The organism is Vibrio sp. MarTm2, assembly GCF_027587055.1.
GTDB classification, from domain to species: Bacteria; Pseudomonadota; Gammaproteobacteria; order Enterobacterales; family Vibrionaceae; genus Vibrio; species Vibrio sinaloensis_D.
Genome location: NZ_JAPPTK010000007.1, coordinates 36,197 through 55,151 on the forward strand (window position 1 = coordinate 36,197; position 18,955 = coordinate 55,151).

Here is an 18,955-nt window from a genome sequence, read left to right on the forward strand (position 1 = left end):
TTTAGTGAGGATAATGCAGTTGGCTTCTATATATTGACAAATAGTTACCTAGCAATACTATATGTAGCTTCAATTGATAATAATTATCATTACATTTTTGATCTAAGAGGTATTTATTCATGGACATCGTCGTATATTCCAAGCCCCAATGCGTTCAGTGCACCGCGACAGTAAAAGCACTTAAAGCCAAAGGCATCGCACACAAAGTGATTGATCTGACGCTCGATAACTCGGCGATGCAATCTGTTCAGTCGATGGGTTATCGGCAAGCGCCCGTTGTTGTGGCGGGAGCGAAACATTGGTCCGGTTTTCGTCCAGATATGATCAGTCAACTCGCCTAATGATTGTTTATTACTCCAGTGCGTCGGGAAACACTCAGCGGTTCGTGGAAAGATTGGAGGTAGATTCAATTCGACTTCCGATCAACGCCGACGAGCCTATGCCGATTCTAGAGCAGCCTTATGTTTTAGTTTGTCCAACTTATGCGGATGGAGAAGGGCGCGGCGCGGTACCGAAATCAGTGATCAAAGTTCTCAACCATGCAGAAAACCGCGCGCACCTCAAAGGGGTGATCGCCTCGGGAAATCGTAACTTTGGTGAACTGTTCGCCCAAGCTGGAAACATTATTGCGCATAAATGCCAGGTCCCTGTGCTTTATCGCTTCGAACTTTCAGGAACCCAGCACGATGTTCAAGCCGTGCAGCAGGGACTCGAACAATTTTGGAAACACCATGGATAACCAATTTAACACCGAGCCGCTCGATTACCATGCGCTCAATGCCATGCTTAACTTGCTTGATGAAAAGGGGAGTATCCAGCTAGATGCTGACCGACAAGCCGCGCGCCAATTCTTCTTACAGCACGTTAATCAGAATACGGTTTTCTTCCACAATTTGGCGGAAAAACTCGATTACTTGGTAAACGAAGGATATTACGAAAAAGAAGTTTTAGAACAATATGGTAGAGAGTTTCTTCATCTGATTTGGGATCGAGCTTATCAAGTCAAATTCCGCTTTAGAACCTTTCTTGGTGCGTACAAGTTTTTTACCTCTTATGCACTGAAAACCCGCGATGGAAAGCGCTATTTAGAGCGCTTCGAAGACCGCGTTGTGATGACGGCATTAACCCTTGCGCGCGGTGACAAAGCGTTTGCGCTGGATCTTATGCAAGAGATCATTTCTCAACGTTTTCAGCCTGCCACGCCAACATTTATCAACTCGGGGAAGAAGAGTCGCGGAGAACTGATCTCGTGCTTTTTGCTGCGCATTGAAGACAACATGGAGAGTATCGGTCGAGCGATTAACTCATCGCTGCAGCTCTCTCGTCGAGGGGGTGGGGTTGCTCTTCTTTTAAGTAACCTGCGTGAACAAGGCGCGCCGATTAAAGGGATACTCAACCAAAGTTCGGGTGTTGTGCCTGTCATGAAGTTGCTTGAAGACAGCTTTTCTTATGCAAATCAGCTAGGTGCCCGTCAGGGGGCTGGCGCAGTGTATTTGAACGTGCATCATCCGGACATTATGCAGTTTCTTGATACCAAGCGGGAAAACGCCGATGAGAAAATCCGCATCAAAACCTTGAGCTTGGGTGTTGTGATTCCCGATATTACGTTAGAGCTCGCCAAGCAGAACAAAGACATGTATTTGTTCTCACCCCATGATGTGGAGCGGGTCTACGGTGTGCCTTTCTCTGAAATCAGCGTGAGCGAGAAGTATCACGAAATGGTCGATGACCCGCGTATTCGAAAGAGTAAGATTTCGGCGCGTGGATTGTTTCAAACCCTTGCAGAGATTCAGTTTGAGTCTGGTTATCCTTACCTTATGTTTGAGGATACGGTGAATGCAGCCAACCCAATAAAGGGAAGAATTAACATGTCAAATCTTTGCTCCGAGATTTTGCAGGTTAATGATGCCTCTCACTTTAATGACGACTTGAGCTATGCCCACCTTGGGCGTGATATCTCGTGCAACTTAGGGTCAGTCAACATTGCCAAAGCGCTAGATGGTGGTCATTTAGCCCATACTGTCGAGGTGTCGATTCGCGCACTCAACGCCGTGTCTGAAATGAGTGCAATAGACAGCGTACCGTCGATACGTAGAGGCAATGATGAAAGCCACGCCATTGGTTTAGGCCAGATGAACCTGCACGGATTTTTAGCTCGCGAGCAAATTCACTATGACAGCGATGAGGCCGTCGATTTTACTCGAGCTTACTTTGCCACGACTCTATTCCACTGCTTAACCGCTTCAAACAAATTAGCTCAGGAGAAGCAGCAAGTCTTTGTTGGTTTCGAACACTCCAAGTACGCCACTGGCGAGTTCTTCACCAAATACTTGCAGCAAGACTACTCGCCTCGTACGGAGATTGTAGCGGCACTGTTTGAACGGTTGGATATGCGGGTGCCGTCGATTGATGATTGGCAGCAGCTTCAGTCTAAGGTGATGGAGTCTGGCTTGTACAACCGCAACCTACAAGCGATTCCACCGACGGGCTCGATCAGTTACATCAATGACGCAACGGCTTCGATCCACCCCGTCACCGCAAAAGTCGAAATTCGTAAAGAGGGCAAGATAGGGCGGGTTTATTTCCCTGCGCCATACCTGAGTAATGACAATCTCGAGTACTTCAAAGATGCCTATGAGATTGGTCCTAAAGCCATTATTGACGTCTATGCAGCAGCGACAGAGCACGTCGACCAAGGTTTATCCCTAACACTGTTCTTTAGTGATGAAGTGACCACTCGTGATATCAACAAAGCCCAAATCTATGCATGGAAAAAGAAGATCAAAACGCTCTATTACATTCGCATGCGCCAAAAAGCCCTTGAAGGTACGCAAGTTGAAGGCTGCGTCTCTTGCTCGTTGTAAACAAGGAACCCCACTATGAGTCACCTACACATTGAACCTGTTCGAGCGATTAACTGGAACCGAATGCAAGATGACAAAGATCTTGAGATTTGGAACCGCTTAACGGTGAATTTTTGGTTGCCCGAGAAGGTGCCATTGTCCAATGACATTCAAACTTGGAAGCAACTGACGCAAGAAGAGCAAACCCTGACGATACGAGTTTTTACTGGTTTGACTCTGCTTGATACGATTCAAAATACCGTTGGCGCGCCTGCCTTAATGGCTGATGCTCGCACTCCCCATGAAGAAGCCGTGTTGACCAACATCGCTTTCATGGAAGCGGTACACGCTCGCAGTTATTCGTCTGTTTTCTCGACCTTGTGCACTACGCCACAAATTGATGAAGCGTTTCGCTGGGCTGAAGAGAATCCGCTGCTACAAAAGAAAGCTCAGTTAGTACTGGAAGATTACCTAGCGCAAGACGACCCGCTCAAGAAAAAAGTGGCCAGTGTTTTCCTTGAAAGCTTTTTGTTCTATTCCGGTTTTTACCTGCCAATGCACTGGTCTAGTCGAGCAAAGCTGACCAACACCGCAGACTTGATTCGACTGATCATTCGAGACGAAGCGATTCATGGCTACTACATTGGCTATAAGTTCCAGCTGGCGTTTAACGAACTGTCACAACAAGAGCAAGCTAAGGTTAAGGATGAGGCTTACTCGCTGATGTTCTCTTTGTATGAAATTGAAAGCCAATACACAGAATCGTTGTACGACCAAGTGGGTCTTACGGAGGACGTGAAGCACTTCCTACACTACAACGCGAATAAAGCGCTGATGAATCTTGGATTCGAACCTCTGTTTCCTGATGAGTTGTGTCAGGTTAACCCAGCCATTATGGCGGCGTTGTCGCCAAATGCCGATGAGAACCACGATTTCTTTTCGGGTTCTGGCTCGTCTTATGTCATTGGTAAAGCGGTTGCCACCGAAGATGAAGACTGGGATTTTTAGCCCAAGCCAACTTTTCGGCTAAAGCAAAGGGGAAGGGCACTCGGAGCAAGCTTTATCAGTTCCGAGTGTCGCTTTATTACTTAGTTAAATGGTAAACGATGCGTTGATGGTTAAAGGGAGAGTAAGAATAGGTTAGTGCCATTGCACCACGAAGGGCATTTACGTAGAATCGCCGCTCCTTGATTCAATCTGTATTTTAAGGAAATACCGATGAACGCCACACAAGCTGTAGCGGCGCATTCCGCGGAGCACATGACGTCTAGAAAGCGTGATGTTGCACTCCGCGAACTGATGTCGCTGGCAAAAATGGCCGCAGTGATTGCTGTGCCTGCTTTGCTTATTGCCCTGGCTTGGATTTAAACCAGAGCACACTGCACAAGGATGTGTGCTTTTTACTGCGCAAGCCCACCTTTTGTTAGCTGAGTTGGATTGAGTAAACGTTCTAATGTCGCTCTATCCAGATCGGTCTCTTCTTCTGCCACGTCAATTATGGCTCGGCCCTGTTTATAGGCTTTCTTCGCAATATCCGCCGCTTTGAGATAACCAATTACAGGGTTGAGCGCGGTGACCAAAATTGGATTACGTGACAGCGCAACTTGCAAGTTGTCTTCGCGCACGTTGAAGGTTGCGATGGCTTTGTCTGCTAGTGCAATCGCTGAGTTAGACAGCAGTTCAATACTCTCAATGACGTTGTGAGCAATAACCGGTAGCATGACATTGAGTTGGAAGTTGCCCGATTGGCCAGCAAGGGTAATGGTGGCATCGTTACCAATCACTTGCGCAGACGCCATAGCAGCCGCTTCTGGAATCACAGGGTTCACTTTACCTGGCATGATTGAAGAACCCGGTTGAAGGCCTTGCAATTCGATTTCGCCAAGACCAGCAAGAGGACCAGAATTCATCCAGCGGAGATCATTCGCGATTTTCATGGTGACGACGGCGGCTGTTTTCAGTTGTCCTGACAGCGCAACAATCGCATCTTGCGAGCTTAGGTTGTAGAAGAAGTTACTGCTGGCAGTGAACTGAATACGGGTCGCTTGCGATAGGTTGTCAGCAAATGCAGCAGCGAATCTAGGATCGGCATTGATGCCTGTCCCTACCGCTGTCCCGCCTTGAGCCAACGCTTTAACCGCCGTCAAGCTGTGAACAATGCCGGTGCGAGCTTGCTCGATTTGGTATTGCCAACCACCCAGCTCTTGATCGAATGTAACTGGCATCGCATCCATTAAGTGAGTACGTCCTGTTTTAACCACTTGTCCCACTTCTTCTCGTTTTGCTTTAAGTGCGTTAATCAGATGATCAAGAGCAGGAAGAAGCTGTTTCTCAATTGAAATTGCGCTGCTGACTTGGATGGCGGTTGGTACAACGTCGTTACTACTTTGGCCCATGTTCACGTGGTCATTAGGGCTCACGTCTGCACCAAGAACATCGCTTGCTAACGTAGCAATCACTTCATTCGCATTCATGTTTGAACTGGTGCCTGAGCCAGTTTGGAAAACATCGATTGGAAAGTGTTCTAAGTGCTCTCCGTCGATGATTGGCTGAGCGGCGTCCGCAATAGCATTGGCAATATCACCTTCAAGTAAACCAAGTTGTGCATTAGTGAGTGCTGCGGTTTGCTTTACATAAGCGAGCGCTTGGATGAAAGCGACCGGCATCTTGTGGCGACTAAAATGGAAATTGTCGACGGCACGTTGAGTTTGAGCTTGGTACAGAGCATTTTCAGGTACTTGAACCTCTCCCATGCTGTCTTTTTCGACACGAAATGTAGGCGAGCTTGAAGGTTGAGTCATGTTTATTCCTTACGTTATCAGTCTAAAGGCGCTTGAATGCGCTGTAATTGTTGTTGTAATTGAAGAAATCGAATATCACCGTCATCCCAGTGGTAGTAAAACCGCTTGAGACAGAGTAGTGGCGTGTGAATGGAGTCGAGGCAGACACGACGAAATATTCGGCTGCGAATTGGGTCTTGGATGGCGTCCAACAAGTCAAAATAGAGCCGTCTTAGGAAGAGCTCACACAGTAGCGTGTTTTCGTTAGTCGCTCCGGGTTCATAAAACGACGACAGGTTCATTGCGCTGTGGATGTAGTCTTGAATAACGTCGGGTTCAAAACCACCAGACGTGAGTTTATTGTTAAAGCGGTCCTGTGCTTTAAAGAAACACAAATACAAGGGTTGCTGGCAATGCATGATTCGCCTCGACTTTTTAATCTTAATGATAATTATTATCAAATAAGATCTTTTTATCAACCCTGCTTTCGGTATGGAAAAAGAAAACTGGCTAGCGAAGGGGGGAAGCTAGCCATTAGAAACATGCTGCTGTTTATCCAAAAGTGCAGACTGCATTTCAATGATTTCTTCAGGAAGTACAGGGCGAGCAAAATAGTAGCCCTGAATTTGTTCACATCCCATCGCGTACAGCTTGTCGAGCGCTTGTCGGTCTTCAACCCCTTCCGCGACTAAGCTCACTTGAAGTCTGTTCGCTAGCTGGATGATCAGCCAAACCACACTTTCAGAGGTCTCGTTGGTTAACATATTGCGAATAAACGTCGCGTCGATCTTGATGCAGTCTATTGGGTAGCTGTGAATGTAGTTTAAACTCGAATAGCCAGTACCAAAGTCATCGAGAGCCACGGTAAAACCAAGCAATCTGAGTTTATCTAAGATAATTTTCACTTCCTTGGTACGTGAAAGGAGCACGGTTTCAGTGAGCTCGATGGTGAACTCTTCCGGTTTAAATCCGTAATGCTCAATGGTTTCTAGCAAGTGTTCTAAATACCGTTTGGCATTGGTTATTTCGTAGGCAGAGCAGTTCAGCGCGAGCTTTACTTTATGTCCCAATCCTTTTTCAAGTTTCTGTTTAGCGGCGCAGGCCAATTCTACAATTCGCTCACCAAGCTCAATGATCAGTCCTGATTGCTCCGCAGCTTCGATAAATTCCAAGGGAGAAATAGCACCAAGCGCTTGGCTATTCCAACGAGCAAGCACTTCGAAGTAGTTCCATTGTTCAGAGTGCCGACTGACAATTGGCTGAGTCACCACGTAGATCTCGTTTTCTCTGGTCGTGGGGTCCAATTCGTTTCTTAACGCATCAATGATCATTGCTCTTCGATAGTATTGCGCGCTCAAATGGGTGTCATAGCATTGAATAGATAGGTGTCGAGACTGCTTACCTTCTTTCAACGCGAGACTGGCATTTAACATGATTTGATCCGCATTTAAGCTATGAGCACTGTAGCGCGCTAAGCCGATGCTGACTTTCACTCGAATGGTGTGCGCTGGGTCTTGATACCCTTGTTCAAGTCTATCGATGATGCGATTGCACACTTCAAATGGGTCGCCAGACAGTGAAATAAACGCGAACTCATCCCCCGCGATACGAAAGGCCAGCTTTTTGTCGTGGACTGTTTCTTCAATCGTCTTGGCGACGAACTTGATTATCTGGTCGCCAATGTAATTGCCATACAGATCATTGATTGACTTGAAGTTATCGATATCGATATAGGCGAGTGTAAATGGAGTTGTCCCGATTTCGGTTAACCGTTCCAGCTTATCAGCCAAAAAGCTTCGATTGAGTAGGCCAGTCAAATTGTCGTGAGAAACCTCGAAACTCAGTTGGTTGACCAAGCTGTCTGAGCGAGCTGAAAGCCATTTAGCACGTAGGCTGTGAACCACAACATGGGAGAACAGTTTGTGGTGATAAATCATCTCTTCGACATCGTGTAACTCTCGGGTGAAACTGGAGAGAAGCACACCCAACACTTCGCCCGTTTCTGAACGAAGTGGTACGCCTAAATAGGACTTGATGCCATTTTCTTTGAGGTACACATCGTGAGGGAAGCGTTTTACAACTTCGTTTTCATACAGGACATGGTCAAGATCTGTGTTGGTGACCGTTGCACAGGGTGTTGCCGCTAACGCATAGGCGAAAGGGGGCTGCAACTGATTCTCGCACGCGAAAGACAAGGTGGTTGCTTTGGTTTTGAAGCGATCAACCTCTATCAAGCATGTGCAGAAACTTGAATAATTCTGATGCAACACGAGGGTTACATTGTTGAGCAGTTCCGCGCCATCTAAACTCAATGTTTTGTTGATTACATCCAAATCAATAGACGAAGCGAGCATTGTATTCCTAGCCATAATAGAACCCATATTGAGTGATTTGAATCACATGTTGTTAGTATTGGTTCACATTAAATATGGTATAGGTCGCATATTATCGCAAGTGAGATTGTCTATTTATCCCTTCGACTTTAGTCCGATCGTTCTTTAGCTAGGCGCTCTTTTAAATAGTCCAAAAACAGTTTGGTGCGCGTGTGCTGGTAGTCCAATTTAGGGTAATAGGCGTACACGGTCGCTTCATCTGCCGTGATGTTCGGTAAGATGCGTCGAAGCGTACCGTTATTGAGATCGTCTTTGATCATCACATCGTTTGTGACCAAGATACCCATGCTGTTTTTCGCCGCATAGAACATTGCCTCTGGGTTGGTTGTTGCAAAATTGCCAGACAGCATGATGCGTTTTCCCTGCGTTAGCGTGATCTCTCTTTGCGGTCTCTCCCCCCATATCAGGGCATTGTGTGAGGTCAATTCTTCGATTGTTTTCGGTTCTCCGTGAGTCTCTATATAGCTTGGTGAGGCATAAAAGCCCGCTTTATGCTCGAAGAGTGGTGTGGCTTTGAAGCTAAGTGAGTTGAGTTGCTCCAACTCGCGACTGATAAAAAGATCCAAACTCAGCTCTGGCAGTTGCCCTGGTGTCGTGGTGATCAGCTGAATGCGAATATCGGGATACATGCGAAGAAAATCATTCAAGTATTGGACGAGAAATTTCGATCCTACCGCTAGCGTGGCACCAATTTTTAGTAACCCTGCAGGACTTTGGCTCACCGAGCGAGTCTCATCGACAATGGATTGCCACTCCTCGAGTTGCATTTTGGCTCGTTCGTAAAAAAGAGCCCCGGCCTCGGTCTGTGTTACTGTCCGTGTGGTGCGCTTTAAGAGTTGTACGCCAATTCGTTCTTCTAACCAGTGGACTCGTTTGGAAATAGCAGAGCTGGTGGTGTTCATTTTCCGTGCTGCGCCATTGAAGCTCCCTTCATCAACCACACGAATATAACTGTGAACGCTTTGAATCCAATCCATACTATTGCCTTATTGATTCTTGTTTGGAACTAATCAGTTTCCAACGAAGTGTATTATCTTTATCCAGTACCTAATTTACACTGAAATGAAATCGGTGCAACTAAGGGGGGAGAATGAGGAAAACACCTATTTTGTTGGCAATGATGATCATTGCGACGGGTCAAGTTGGTGTCAGTATTTATCTGCCGTCTTTACCCCTAATTAGCCAAGACTTGGCTGCCAGCCATGCCGATGTTCAATTGTTAGTGACCCTTTTCTTAGTCGGATTTGGCGCTTCCCAGCTGTTTTATGGACCTTTGTCTGATTCCATCGGGCGACGCCCTGTGTTTTTGTTGGGCCAGGGCGTGTATTTGCTGGGGACGGTGATCTGCGTTGCATTTTCGAGTGACCTTTCAACCTTGATTCTCGGGCGTTTACTGCAAGGTCTAGGTGCGGGAAGCGCATCTGTTCTTGGGCGGAGTGTGCTTAGAGATAGCTACGACGGCCCACAATTGACCAAGGCGCTCTCTTACATCTCGGTGACGGCTTCAATCATGCCTATTGTTGCGCCAGTGTTTGGCGGGTGGATGGCTTTTTATCTTGGGTGGCAGTCGGTGTTTTTGTTTGTGCTGATCTACTTGGCGGCGATTTTTACCTTGGGTTATTTCGTCCTGCCAGAGACAAACAACAGCGGCAAGCATCGATTCAACATAGTCGAGGTGGTAAAAAACTATGGGCGTTTGCTTGGCAACCGGCAAGTTATCTCGAGCGCCAGTTATAACTGGATCAGTTACTTAACTAGCCTTGTGTCGCTCTCGGTGATGCCATTCTTGCTGCAACATCAAATCGGACTGACGGCGGCAGAGTATGGCTCTGTAATGATCATCCCTTCTGCGGGGTTGATGTTGGGTAGCTTAACTCTCAATCTCCTCAACCGTTATCTATCTACTGCACAGCTTTTAGTCTTATCCATTTCGATTATGGGGTCGGCTGGTGTTTGGTTGTTGGTCACTCAAACCACGCTGTTTAATCTGATTTGGGCGTTCACTTGGCTGACGATTGCACAGGGAATGTCATTTCCTTTGTCGATCAGCATGCTGTTGGAGCCGCATAAAAAACAAGCCGGAGCGGTGTCCGCTTTATCGGGTTCTATTCAAATGTGTCTAGCAGGATTATTTGGTGGCTACCTTGTTGAGCATTGGGTTCAAGGCCAAACTTCGTTGGGGTGGGGATACATTATCGCCGCAACCATCATGGCGAGCGTGACCTACATGACGTTTCGTCGACCTATTATTAAGCAAGAGTTTGCTTGAATGGGCACAAACGACTGTTACAATGCGCGCAGCAAAATTAAATGCACCAAATAGGTAGAAAGCATGGAACACAAAGAGTTTGAACAGTTGGTGAAAGCCCTGTGCGAAAAAGAGAATTTGCCCCAAGCGCTAGAAGTACTAAAAGCGTCAGACGACCCTGAAGTGGCGGAAGCGGCACAATCTTTGGTTGGTCAGTTTGCCTTGGCGGAAGTGGAAGGTGAGAAGCGAATTTACCATGTTACCATCCAAGAAAATGAGCAAGGTGAAGAGCAAGAGTTTATCGAGCATGTGATGAACGAAGGCGATAATGTCATTGTGTTCGTTGCTTGGTTCTTTGATGTCATGTTTGAAGTGAAACGCAAAGAGACCTACCAAGCGGCAGGCAAAACGTATCACCAACCAAAACGCGCAAAATAATGTGATTTAGATCTTGTTTTTGTTTTAATTGTGATTAAAATCACGCTCCTTACTGTCGAGGAGATACACATGAATCACGAATTAGGCAATGCATATCTAGGTCAAATGATCGCAAAGCAAGCAATGCACGAAGCATTGTACGGAAAGCCTAAGGCGAAGAAAGCCTCTTTCATCAAACGCATGATGAAGAAAATGAGCAAGTAAACGCTTTGAGTGAAATGGAATTTAAAAAAGCCGGAAATCATCGCTGATTTCCGGCTTTTGCTTTTCTGGGCATCGTTGAGAGTTATCCGACTGAGCTTTGATTCTCGTCCAGAGTCACCACGTTATCAGGTACATTGCTCAAGCCTTTTTCATCCAACCAAACGGCAAGGTTATCTGAGCCTCCCATATAGTGACCATCCATCCAGATTTGTGGCACAGTTACAGGGGTTTTCTCACCGATAATGGCTTTGACCTCTGGAATCATTCGGTACAAAGCGGCACTCTCTTTCACGACATCGTGATATTGGTACTCAATGCCAGCATCGTCGAGCATTTTCTTCGCTTTGACACAGTAAGGGCAAGTCGCTTTGCCATAGACAATGTTACCTTTCAGGGTATCGCGCGTTGTCCATTCTTTGATCACAGATTGCACTAATACACCGCGGTTTAGCGCTTCGCCTTGGCTGATGACTTTGCCTTCAACCATCAGAATCGGGGCATGCCAAGCACCAACTTTCAATGGTTCCCACCAATGAGAGAGCCAATCTTTGACTTCGAGCTCTATTGGTACGTCAGCAAGTTCGTTTTCAAACGTATCTTTGAGGATGTCTTTTGTTAGAGTACATTCACCGCAAGGAATCTTGACACTGAATGGTCCCCAACTGCCTCCCCAGCGATACAGTGTAATTTTAATTGGCTTTGTCATTGAACTCTCTCCCGTAAACCTTTACCTAATAGAAAGGAACTAGGCGGATTTAATTTCAGCTTGGCGCGATTTTTTTGATTCCCACTGGGTGATGAATGCCACTGACGCGATAATGATTGCAGCTCCCAGCCACAGCCTTCCTGGTGGTACCCAGCCAAACACCATCCATCCAGCAAGTACGTTCAGAGGCAGTTTTGCGTGGTCAAAAGGTTGCACAAAAGAGGCGTCAGCAACGGAATATGCTTTAACAATAGCCCATTGCGCTAAGGCCGTCATGGCGCCAGCGGCAAGAAGCACCAACCAGATCGTTCCACCCGTCGGCATTTGCCAATCGGGTAGTGCCAACAAGATATTAAAGGGCGTGATCAGAACCAGTAGGTATACCACCATGGTCGAAGGAGAGTCATCTGACGAAAGCTTCTTCACCATCAATGAATAACATGCCCAGAAGAAGGCGGCGCCAACGGGCAGCAAGGATGCCCAGTTAAAGTTATCTGCCCATGGCTCTAGAATGATCATCGCGCCAACAAATCCGGTGAGGGTGGCAAACCAGCGAGCGAGTCCCACTTTTTCTTTTAAGATTAGCCCAGAGCCGACCGTCGCAAACAGAGGCGATGTCATGAGCAGTGCAATGCCTTGCCAAATCGGTACCGGATAAGCTAACGCCCAAAGCCAAAGCTGAATACCGATAACAGAGAGAAACACACGAAACACATGCAGACCAAGGTGTTGTGTTTTCAGCGATTGTCTAATGCCAAGCGTTTTTAGATAAGGAAGAATGACCACTAAAGCGATGGCATATTGTATTAGTGCCACCGTTGTGGACGAGAGGCCAAAGTTGATACTGGCGACTTGCGCAAGGCTATTGACGATGGCGAAAGCAAGACCGGCTGTCAGCATCCAGCTTGCGCCTTGAATAGGGTGGTGGGCTCTAGAATTCATAATCTTGTAAAGATGAAAAAGGGTTGCTGAATCATACGTGTTTATCCCTCTTGCGTCACCACTCTATCTCGTTGTTGATGTTCAAATTTATCGAGGGTTAATCCCTTATTTTACTGGGGTTTACGCCGATTCATCGTGACTACAGAGAAAACGACTAGCGTCATTCCAATCGCGTGCCAGAGCGTAAAGGTCTCGCCAAGGAGAAACACAGCGGCGATGGCCGTAATCGCTGGACCTATATTGCTCGTTAAACTCAGTTGTGTAGGGGAGAGTCGCGCCATGGCTGCGGCAATAAGATAAGAAGGCAGAACGGTACAAAAAATACCGAGTAGCACACCAATAACAATCAGCTCTTGGCTCCATTGTGTTATATGAGCACCACTGCTGAGCAGATGAAGTAAGATGGCGCACCCAGCACTGCCCATCCCTATACTGGTAAATAGCGCACTACCAAGATGGGAGATGAGTGGTTTACTCCAAACCAAATAGAACGCAAACACCAGTGCGGAGGCCATAGCCAACAGGCTGCCTTTAACAATGGATTTGCCAAGTAGCTGAAAGTCATGGATAAAAATAAAGGCGATGCCTAAGTAACCAATCAGCGCCGATAACATGACCTGCTTGGTCGGAACTTGCTTGTAGAGCGCCCAGCTGATCAGAACCACAAATGTCGGGAACAAAAATATCAGCAGACGCTCAAGTTGAGCCGAGATAAAAGCCAGTGATGCAATATCAAGATAGCTGGCACAGTAGTAACCCAGGATTCCAATAACCACCGCTTTTAGCCCATGGTTCCTGACTTTGTTTCGATTGTCTGCGCGACGACAAAGGTAAAAAAACATCGCGATATAGAGAGGCAGAGAGCTAAACGCACGCAGCGCCATTATCGAGGTTGCATCGCCGCCGGCTTGATAGGCAATTTTTATTAAAACGGGTTTCAGTGAAAAGAGAATACACCCTGCCAGAGCCAGCAAGATGCCGATTTGCGTTGTAGATGCTACGGTTGAGGGTATGGGTTGAGAGTCTTCGGTCATAGTCTCGTATCCTTGAAAGTGAAGATAAGGCGACGAGAGAGTGGGCGACTGGCTACGTTCTCTCGTAGCCAGGCATACAGTTACCTACCAGCTACGGGCATTAAGCAGAAGGAGCCAAAGGTAGGTAAACGTGCAGTGCATAATCATAATCCTGTTTGATGACTTTTTAGCCTAACGTGATAGTAAGTGCTATGCAACCTCTTTATCTGCCGACTGCTGTTCCAATTGAACCAGGGCTCTTTGATACATCCACCATGCGCAGCCACCTGCAAGGAAATTACCCACTAATGAGCCCCAAAATAGTCCTTCAATCCCCGCTAATTGAGCACCAACCCAAAGACATGGCAAGAAGAACGCAAACAACCGCAGCGCTGAAATCGTCAACGCAGTGTAGGATTTTCCAAGTGCGTTTGCGACAGACACCATCAACATACAGATACCTAAGGCGCCCAAGCTGAATGGGACGATTAGCAGGTGATAATGGAGAATATCGCTCACGTTGGTTTCGCTGGTCATCAGAGTTGAAAGTGGCTCAGCGCCTAGCCACGTAATCAAGGCAATAAGCAGCTGAAACCCTAGGACATAACGACAAGCGATGCTCACCAATTGGCGAATGTCATCTAACTTATTGGCGCCAAGCAGTCGTCCTATCATTGGAGGCATTGACATGGTTAGAGCCAACACGGATACGATGGCGAAAAACTCATATCGAGATCCGAGCGCCCAAGCAGCGACAGCCGCCGTGCCAAAACTGGCAAGCAGTTTCGTAGCTAACATGGAAGATAAAGGAGGCAGCAGTTGGCTGATCATGGCAGGTCCCATAATGTTGGCAATCGAACGAACACTTTGGCTGACATCAAGGTCAGCCCATTGGTAACAAAGCCACTTTTTTCGGCTAACTTTGGGTGCAACGACAAGAATCCCGATACCAAATGCCAAGATAGTTGCAATAGCAGCGCCATTGATACCCAGATCAAAGGTAAAAATGAAAATCGGGTCCAATACGAGGTTGAGTAAACTCGTAACCATCATCATGGTGCCTGGTAGCATGGTGTTACCATTCGCACGACATATACTGTAAAAGAAGTATAAAAGGGCGCCTGTCCACGCACTAACAAGCCAAACAATCCAGTAGCTATCAATGATCGGGAGTACCGATTCAGGCGCGCTAAGTAGCGCCAAGATAGGGCCACGCAGCAGATAAATGAACAGCGAGATGAGGGCGACGCCGACACTGCCCATCACAATGATCAAGCCTCCTAGCTGCTGCGCATAACGTTCTTGTTTTGCGCCCAGAGCTCTGGAAATGACTGCCGTTGTTGCGATACCTAAACCGACTTGTATACCAATAATGATCATCTGTATTGGCAGCGTAAAACCTTGTGCGGCCAGCGGTAGAACGCCCAACTGACCAATAAAAGCACTGTCAATCAGTTGGAAGCTCATTAGCGACAAGACACCAAATAACATTGGCCAAGTCATATTAAAAAGTTGTCGTGCCAAAGAAGGCGATGTATTTAGCGTGTTTGAAGCCATAATCTCTCTATTTTAGTGAAGGCGGTTCTTTAGAAAGCAAAGCCGAGGCATGACCTCGGCACTTGGAAAACTGTTCTTGCGGGTTAGTCGTCAAGATCGTCTGCGTACCCTTTTGGCGGAGGTGTCCAGCCTCGTTCGTCTGCTGCATGTTTGTCGGATCGATCTCGCGTCATTTCAAGTTTGATCTGCTCTTCAAGGTGCATAAACAGTTTACGGTAATTATTGTCAAACCGCTCTCCGCTCGAATCTTCTTCCCAAGCTTGATACAAACTGTCTGACTTGCGATTTTCGACCCGCTGATAAGCCGCTTTTTGCTGCTCAACAAAGAATGGATGGTGCCCGAGGCCACGCATCGCATGCGCGCCCAGTTCTAATGCTGAGTGGTAGGTTTCAAGTTCGATCACATCCGCGCCCGCTTGGCGAAGAAGGTAACCATGACCACGGTCAAAGGCACGAGCAAGAACTTTGACATGCGGGTAGGTGTGTTTGACGTACTTAGTGAGTTCAACGCTGCTTTCGCGATTATCGATAGCGATGACCAACATTTCTGCTTCTTCAATCCCCGCCGTGTGAAGCATATCCGGTCGGGTGGCGTCACCAAAATAGGCTTCAGTGTTGATTTGGCGAACGACATCAATCTGGTCAGCCTGATGGTCAAGAACCACGGTTTTTATTCCATTAGACACAAGCAGTCGATTCACAATCTGACCGAAGCGACCAATTCCTGCAATGATCACGCTGCCATGTTCTTCTATTCTATCAGCGACCTGATCATTGGACTGATGCTGGTAGCGAGGAAGAATGACTTTATCAAAGAAGATGAATAAGCCTGGTGTTAAAAACATCGATAGGGCGACGACGAGAGAGAGTGTTTGCGCAAGCTCAACAGGAATAACGTGATTTTGCACCGTGAAGCTCAGCAATACGAAACCAAATTCACCAGCTTGGGCAAGGCTCAGTGTAAACAACCATCGATTGCTGCTCTTGATACGAAAAGCAAAGGCTAATACGAAAAGAATCAGCGCTTTGAGCAGCATGACCCCAAGCGTTAGACCAACGATAACAAAGAACTGGTTGAACAGGATGGCAAAGTTGATGCCCGCCCCGACGGTGATAAAAAACAGGCCGAGCAATAAGCCTTTAAATGGGTCGATGTTCGACTCCAATTCATGGCGAAACTCACTGTTTGCCAATACGACACCAGCCAAAAACGCGCCTAATGCAGGAGATAGCCCAACCAAACTCATCAACGCGGCAATGCCAACGACCAACATCAACGCCGTGGCAGTGAAGATCTCCCGTAGGCCAGAGCTGGCGACAAATCGGAACAGTGGACGGCTCAAATAGTGCCCTCCAACCACTAAACTTGCTATCGAGACCACAATCACGATCGCGTAGGCCCAACTAGGTAATCCGGCGACTAGGCTCAGTTCCTCATGGTGTGCCGCAGCCGCTGCAGCGCCAGACTGCGCTTTTTCGACCAATTCGGGCAAAGCAAGCAAGGGAATAAACGCCAGCATTGGGATAACAGCAATGTCTTGAAATAGCAAAACCGAAAAGGCATTTTGGCCGCCCTCTGTTTTACTGAGCCCTTTTTCGTTAAAGGTTTGCAGTACGATCGCAGTTGATGAAAGCGCAAAAATCAGGCCGATGGCTAAGGCAATTGTCCACGGTTGATTAAAGTAGTGAGCTATCGCCATGATCAGAGCCGCAGTACCGACAACTTGCAGACCGCCAAGGCCCAGAAGTCGATTTCGCATTGACCAGAGCATTTTCGGCTCTAGCTCTAAACCGACCAGAAATAGCATCATGACAACGCCAAATTCGGCAAAGTGTTGAATGGTGGTGGTTTCTTCGCCAACCAAACCGATTATTGGGCCAATGACTACCCCGGCAATCAAATAGCCGAGTACCGAACCAAGGCCGAGTCGCTTTGCAATGGGGACAGCAATAACGGCTGCGACAAGGTAGATAAATGCTTGGAGAAAGTAACCCGTCATGCCTTGTCCTCAGTTTTGATATTCGCTAAACAATGAGTCAGTTTTTCTGCTTTTGTTGCCTGTTTAAAATCTAAGCGCCCATCCACAAGCGCTTGAAGAAGCGTTTTCCACTCTTCAACGTGCTGTTTTATTCGCCCTTCTTCTTTTGCTGTTCTTGCGCCAAACAGGGCGAAAGGTGCGAGGTATCTCATCCCCGTGAGTGATGCCATTTGCTCAAGCGGGTAGAGCAGTTTTCGAATCGTAAAATGGTTATAGCCATCACTTTGATAGGCGTCTTCTTTGCCGCCAGCGGTGAGGGCGCAGAAAAACTTCTTGCCGTGGAGGGCATTACCTTCGCTGCCGTACGCGAAACCATACTCCAGCACAAGATCTTGCCACTCCTTCAAGATGGATGGCGTGGAATACCAATAAAGCGGAAATTGGAAAATGATGATGTCGTGATCGCGCAACCGTTGTTGTTCGAGGTCTATATTGATGTTGTAAGTTGGGTACTCGTAATAGAGATCGACCGCGGTGACACCTTCGATCGCCTTTGCCGCGCGGAACAAAGGTTGATTCACTTCTGAACGTCTCGGTGACGGATGAGCATAGAGAACAAGGACGTTGTTGGTTGGCATAGCAAACAAAGACTCACGGTTTTATAGAATGAGGTTATTGTTGCACAGAGATACCGTTTTAACCATTTGTAACCTTTACTAAATGACAGAAACAGTTTCAAAAATTCGTGGACAATCCATGTGTGAGTTTGTCGGAGGGAGCCTCGTGCTAACGACTGCCGCGGCTGATGGCGTCAATGATGTCGTCGAGGTACTCAACCACTAACGAGGCGTGGTCTGTAAATTGCGCTCTTTGTCCATGAGTCACCAAGCATGAGGGCATATTGGCGTTATAAGCCGCTTGTAAATCATACAGATAGTCGCCGACATAGAGAATTTGATGCGCTCGGAGTGACCATTCTTTGGCAAGAGCGAGTAAGGAGTCAGGAGCGGGTTTTGGCGGATAGTGTTCCCGACTGATGATGCGTGAAATATCCAACTGGTTGTGAGTGACTTTTTGTTTGGCAGCTTGCTCGCAGTTGCGAGTGATGATGGCGGTTTGCAGTTGATTGGCGTTGATGAAGTCGAGCAGTTTCATGCAACCCGGCATCGGCGTTGAGTGCTGAGCATCGTCAAGTTCGTGTTGGAGAATCATTGCATTGGCTTGTTCGGTTTCAACAGGGCAGTTCAGCGTGTCGACAAATGAGAGCAAATCACTGTCTAAAGGGCAGCCGATTTGCTCTCTTAACCATTTAAAGTCCATGTTTGAACTCACTAAGGTATTGTCTAGGTCGAATACAATTGCTTTGATGGAGGTAGTATCAAGTTGAATTGCGGGCATAGACTGTACCTTATGTTTAAATGGGTGTTAGGCGAACTCTTTCTCCAGATAAGTGACGATGTCTGAAGATTCGTACATCCACTCGACCTGGCCATCTTTTTCAATGCGAAGGCATGGCACTTTAATACGGCCGCCACCCGCTTCAAGAGCAGCGCGATGGGTTGGATCATTTTTAGCATCTCTGAGCTCAATATTCACTGACTGACGCTTCATTGCACGGCGAACTTTCACACAAAATGGACACGCTTCAAATTGATACAGGGCCATGGATTGCGCTTTGGTATCGGCCTCTTTTTGCGCATCTGGTGAACGTTTGACTCCTCTTGGGGAGAAAACAAAGTTGAGCAACAAAATAACGCGGCCCAAAAACCAACGAATAAATTTCATACTATTCCCTTTAGTGTAGCTGGAGGTTGACTTAATAGTGGATGGGTTAGGTAGCCCGTCCCATCCT

The 18,955-nt window shown here is 47.1% G+C and carries 20 protein-coding genes; 8 read left to right on the forward strand and 12 right to left on the reverse strand.

Features of this window, described 5'->3' with window-relative positions; genetic code table 11:
• Positions 1 to 119: 119 nt before the first annotated feature.
• The 5 genes from nrdH to OH458_RS14230 all read left to right on the forward strand — a co-directional run bounded on the left by nrdH (position 120) and on the right by OH458_RS14230 (position 4,211).
• Entirely contained in the window at positions 120 to 341 is a 222-nt protein-coding gene (nrdH, locus tag OH458_RS14210) for a glutaredoxin-like protein NrdH (RefSeq protein ID WP_038136237.1), read from the forward strand.
• Entirely contained in the window at positions 341 to 739 is a 399-nt protein-coding gene (gene nrdI / locus OH458_RS14215) for a class Ib ribonucleoside-diphosphate reductase assembly flavoprotein NrdI (RefSeq protein ID WP_269978794.1), read from the forward strand. Before nrdH ends, nrdI begins: the two co-directional genes overlap by 1 nt.
• Positions 732 to 2,864, forward strand: a complete 2,133-nt coding sequence (gene nrdE / locus OH458_RS14220) for a class 1b ribonucleoside-diphosphate reductase subunit alpha (protein WP_269978795.1) — start codon at positions 732 to 734, stop codon at positions 2,862 to 2,864. Before nrdI ends, nrdE begins: the two co-directional genes overlap by 8 nt.
• Before the next feature lie 15 nt (positions 2,865 to 2,879).
• Positions 2,880 to 3,851 carry a class 1b ribonucleoside-diphosphate reductase subunit beta gene (nrdF, locus tag OH458_RS14225; RefSeq protein ID WP_269978796.1) on the forward strand — a complete coding sequence of 324 codons (972 nt, stop codon included), beginning with the start codon at positions 2,880 to 2,882 and terminating at the stop codon, positions 3,849 to 3,851.
• Between the two features lie 210 nt (positions 3,852 to 4,061).
• Complete coding sequence (locus OH458_RS14230; protein ID WP_269978797.1) at positions 4,062 to 4,211, forward strand: hypothetical protein; 150 nt, start codon at positions 4,062 to 4,064, stop codon at positions 4,209 to 4,211.
• A gap of 32 nt (positions 4,212 to 4,243) precedes the next feature.
• On the opposite strand, the gene OH458_RS14235 is transcribed toward OH458_RS14230, so the two are convergent.
• From OH458_RS14235 to OH458_RS14250, 4 genes are all read right to left on the reverse strand, one after another.
• Positions 4,244 to 5,644, reverse strand: a complete 1,401-nt coding sequence (locus tag OH458_RS14235; protein ID WP_269978798.1) for a class II fumarate hydratase — start codon at positions 5,642 to 5,644, stop codon at positions 4,244 to 4,246.
• A gap of 17 nt (positions 5,645 to 5,661) precedes the next feature.
• Positions 5,662 to 6,042, reverse strand: a complete 381-nt coding sequence (locus OH458_RS14240; RefSeq protein ID WP_005470085.1) for a hypothetical protein — start codon at positions 6,040 to 6,042, stop codon at positions 5,662 to 5,664.
• A gap of 108 nt (positions 6,043 to 6,150) precedes the next feature.
• Complete coding sequence (locus tag OH458_RS14245) at positions 6,151 to 7,992, reverse strand: putative bifunctional diguanylate cyclase/phosphodiesterase (protein WP_269978799.1); 1,842 nt, start codon at positions 7,990 to 7,992, stop codon at positions 6,151 to 6,153.
• Positions 7,993 to 8,105: 113 nt separating this feature from the next.
• Positions 8,106 to 8,993 carry a LysR family transcriptional regulator gene (locus OH458_RS14250; protein ID WP_005469978.1) on the reverse strand — a complete coding sequence of 296 codons (888 nt, stop codon included), beginning with the start codon at positions 8,991 to 8,993 and terminating at the stop codon, positions 8,106 to 8,108.
• Between the two features lie 113 nt (positions 8,994 to 9,106).
• Between OH458_RS14250 and OH458_RS14255 the strand changes: the two genes are divergently transcribed.
• From OH458_RS14255 to OH458_RS14265, 3 genes are all read left to right on the forward strand, one after another.
• Entirely contained in the window at positions 9,107 to 10,285 is a 1,179-nt protein-coding gene (locus tag OH458_RS14255) for a multidrug effflux MFS transporter (protein WP_269978800.1), read from the forward strand.
• A gap of 63 nt (positions 10,286 to 10,348) precedes the next feature.
• The gene (locus OH458_RS14260; RefSeq protein WP_038216806.1) at positions 10,349 to 10,702 is read left to right on the forward strand and encodes a hypothetical protein; all 354 of its coding nucleotides are present in this window, start codon (positions 10,349 to 10,351) and stop codon (positions 10,700 to 10,702) included.
• Positions 10,703 to 10,771: 69 nt separating this feature from the next.
• Complete coding sequence (locus tag OH458_RS14265) at positions 10,772 to 10,906, forward strand: hypothetical protein (protein WP_005469995.1); 135 nt, start codon at positions 10,772 to 10,774, stop codon at positions 10,904 to 10,906.
• A gap of 82 nt (positions 10,907 to 10,988) precedes the next feature.
• Here OH458_RS14265 and OH458_RS14270 read toward each other — a convergent pair whose 3' ends face one another.
• From OH458_RS14270 to OH458_RS14305, 8 genes are all read right to left on the reverse strand, one after another.
• Entirely contained in the window at positions 10,989 to 11,612 is a 624-nt protein-coding gene (locus tag OH458_RS14270; RefSeq protein WP_269978801.1) for a glutaredoxin domain-containing protein, read from the reverse strand.
• A gap of 39 nt (positions 11,613 to 11,651) precedes the next feature.
• Positions 11,652 to 12,554, reverse strand: coding sequence for a DMT family transporter (locus OH458_RS14275; RefSeq protein ID WP_038136254.1), 903 nt, complete (start codon positions 12,552 to 12,554; stop codon positions 11,652 to 11,654).
• Positions 12,555 to 12,664: 110 nt separating this feature from the next.
• Positions 12,665 to 13,588, reverse strand: coding sequence for a DMT family transporter (locus OH458_RS14280; protein WP_269978802.1), 924 nt, complete (start codon positions 13,586 to 13,588; stop codon positions 12,665 to 12,667).
• 189 nt (positions 13,589 to 13,777) lie between these two features.
• Positions 13,778 to 15,124 (reverse strand): MATE family efflux transporter, encoded by a 1,347-nt coding sequence (locus tag OH458_RS14285; protein WP_269978803.1) that lies wholly within the window; start codon positions 15,122 to 15,124, stop codon positions 13,778 to 13,780.
• Positions 15,125 to 15,207: 83 nt separating this feature from the next.
• Complete coding sequence (locus OH458_RS14290) at positions 15,208 to 17,124, reverse strand: monovalent cation:proton antiporter-2 (CPA2) family protein (RefSeq protein ID WP_269978804.1); 1,917 nt, start codon at positions 17,122 to 17,124, stop codon at positions 15,208 to 15,210.
• Positions 17,121 to 17,741: an NAD(P)H-dependent oxidoreductase gene (locus tag OH458_RS14295; protein WP_269978805.1), complete on the reverse strand. Its 621-nt coding sequence runs from the start codon at positions 17,739 to 17,741 to the stop codon at positions 17,121 to 17,123. The genes OH458_RS14290 and OH458_RS14295 overlap by 4 nt, the downstream gene beginning before the upstream one ends.
• Before the next feature lie 148 nt (positions 17,742 to 17,889).
• Positions 17,890 to 18,501 (reverse strand): HAD family hydrolase, encoded by a 612-nt coding sequence (locus OH458_RS14300; RefSeq protein WP_269978806.1) that lies wholly within the window; start codon positions 18,499 to 18,501, stop codon positions 17,890 to 17,892.
• 27 nt (positions 18,502 to 18,528) lie between these two features.
• Positions 18,529 to 18,888, reverse strand: a complete 360-nt coding sequence (locus tag OH458_RS14305; RefSeq protein WP_269978807.1) for a glutaredoxin family protein — start codon at positions 18,886 to 18,888, stop codon at positions 18,529 to 18,531.
• Positions 18,889 to 18,955 lie beyond the last annotated feature (67 nt).

Bases quoted from the DNA above. Each gene is read 5' to 3' on its own strand.
- OH458_RS14260 (WP_038216806.1), top strand. From the start codon at position 10,349: ATGGAACACAAAGAGTTTGAACAGTTGGTGAAAGCCCTGTGCGAAAAA.
- OH458_RS14245 (WP_269978799.1), bottom strand. From the start codon at position 7,992: ATGGCTAGGAATACAATGCTCGCTTCGTCTATTGATTTGGATGTAATC.
- OH458_RS14230 (WP_269978797.1), top strand. From the start codon at position 4,062: ATGAACGCCACACAAGCTGTAGCGGCGCATTCCGCGGAGCACATGACG.
- OH458_RS14255 (WP_269978800.1), top strand. From the start codon at position 9,107: ATGAGGAAAACACCTATTTTGTTGGCAATGATGATCATTGCGACGGGT.
- OH458_RS14235 (WP_269978798.1), bottom strand. From the start codon at position 5,644: ATGACTCAACCTTCAAGCTCGCCTACATTTCGTGTCGAAAAAGACAGC.
- OH458_RS14275 (WP_038136254.1), bottom strand. From the start codon at position 12,554: ATGAATTCTAGAGCCCACCACCCTATTCAAGGCGCAAGCTGGATGCTG.
- nrdF (WP_269978796.1), top strand. From the start codon at position 2,880: ATGAGTCACCTACACATTGAACCTGTTCGAGCGATTAACTGGAACCGA.
- OH458_RS14250 (WP_005469978.1), bottom strand. From the start codon at position 8,993: ATGGATTGGATTCAAAGCGTTCACAGTTATATTCGTGTGGTTGATGAA.
- OH458_RS14270 (WP_269978801.1), bottom strand. From the start codon at position 11,612: ATGACAAAGCCAATTAAAATTACACTGTATCGCTGGGGAGGCAGTTGG.
- OH458_RS14265 (WP_005469995.1), top strand. From the start codon at position 10,772: ATGAATCACGAATTAGGCAATGCATATCTAGGTCAAATGATCGCAAAG.
- OH458_RS14305 (WP_269978807.1), bottom strand. From the start codon at position 18,888: ATGAAATTTATTCGTTGGTTTTTGGGCCGCGTTATTTTGTTGCTCAAC.
- nrdI (WP_269978794.1), top strand. From the start codon at position 341: ATGATTGTTTATTACTCCAGTGCGTCGGGAAACACTCAGCGGTTCGTG.
- OH458_RS14300 (WP_269978806.1), bottom strand. From the start codon at position 18,501: ATGCCCGCAATTCAACTTGATACTACCTCCATCAAAGCAATTGTATTC.
- OH458_RS14295 (WP_269978805.1), bottom strand. From the start codon at position 17,741: ATGCCAACCAACAACGTCCTTGTTCTCTATGCTCATCCGTCACCGAGA.
- nrdE (WP_269978795.1), top strand. From the start codon at position 732: ATGGATAACCAATTTAACACCGAGCCGCTCGATTACCATGCGCTCAAT.
- OH458_RS14285 (WP_269978803.1), bottom strand. From the start codon at position 15,124: ATGGCTTCAAACACGCTAAATACATCGCCTTCTTTGGCACGACAACTT.
- OH458_RS14280 (WP_269978802.1), bottom strand. From the start codon at position 13,588: ATGACCGAAGACTCTCAACCCATACCCTCAACCGTAGCATCTACAACG.
- OH458_RS14240 (WP_005470085.1), bottom strand. From the start codon at position 6,042: ATGCATTGCCAGCAACCCTTGTATTTGTGTTTCTTTAAAGCACAGGAC.
- OH458_RS14290 (WP_269978804.1), bottom strand. From the start codon at position 17,124: ATGACGGGTTACTTTCTCCAAGCATTTATCTACCTTGTCGCAGCCGTT.
- nrdH (WP_038136237.1), top strand. From the start codon at position 120: ATGGACATCGTCGTATATTCCAAGCCCCAATGCGTTCAGTGCACCGCG.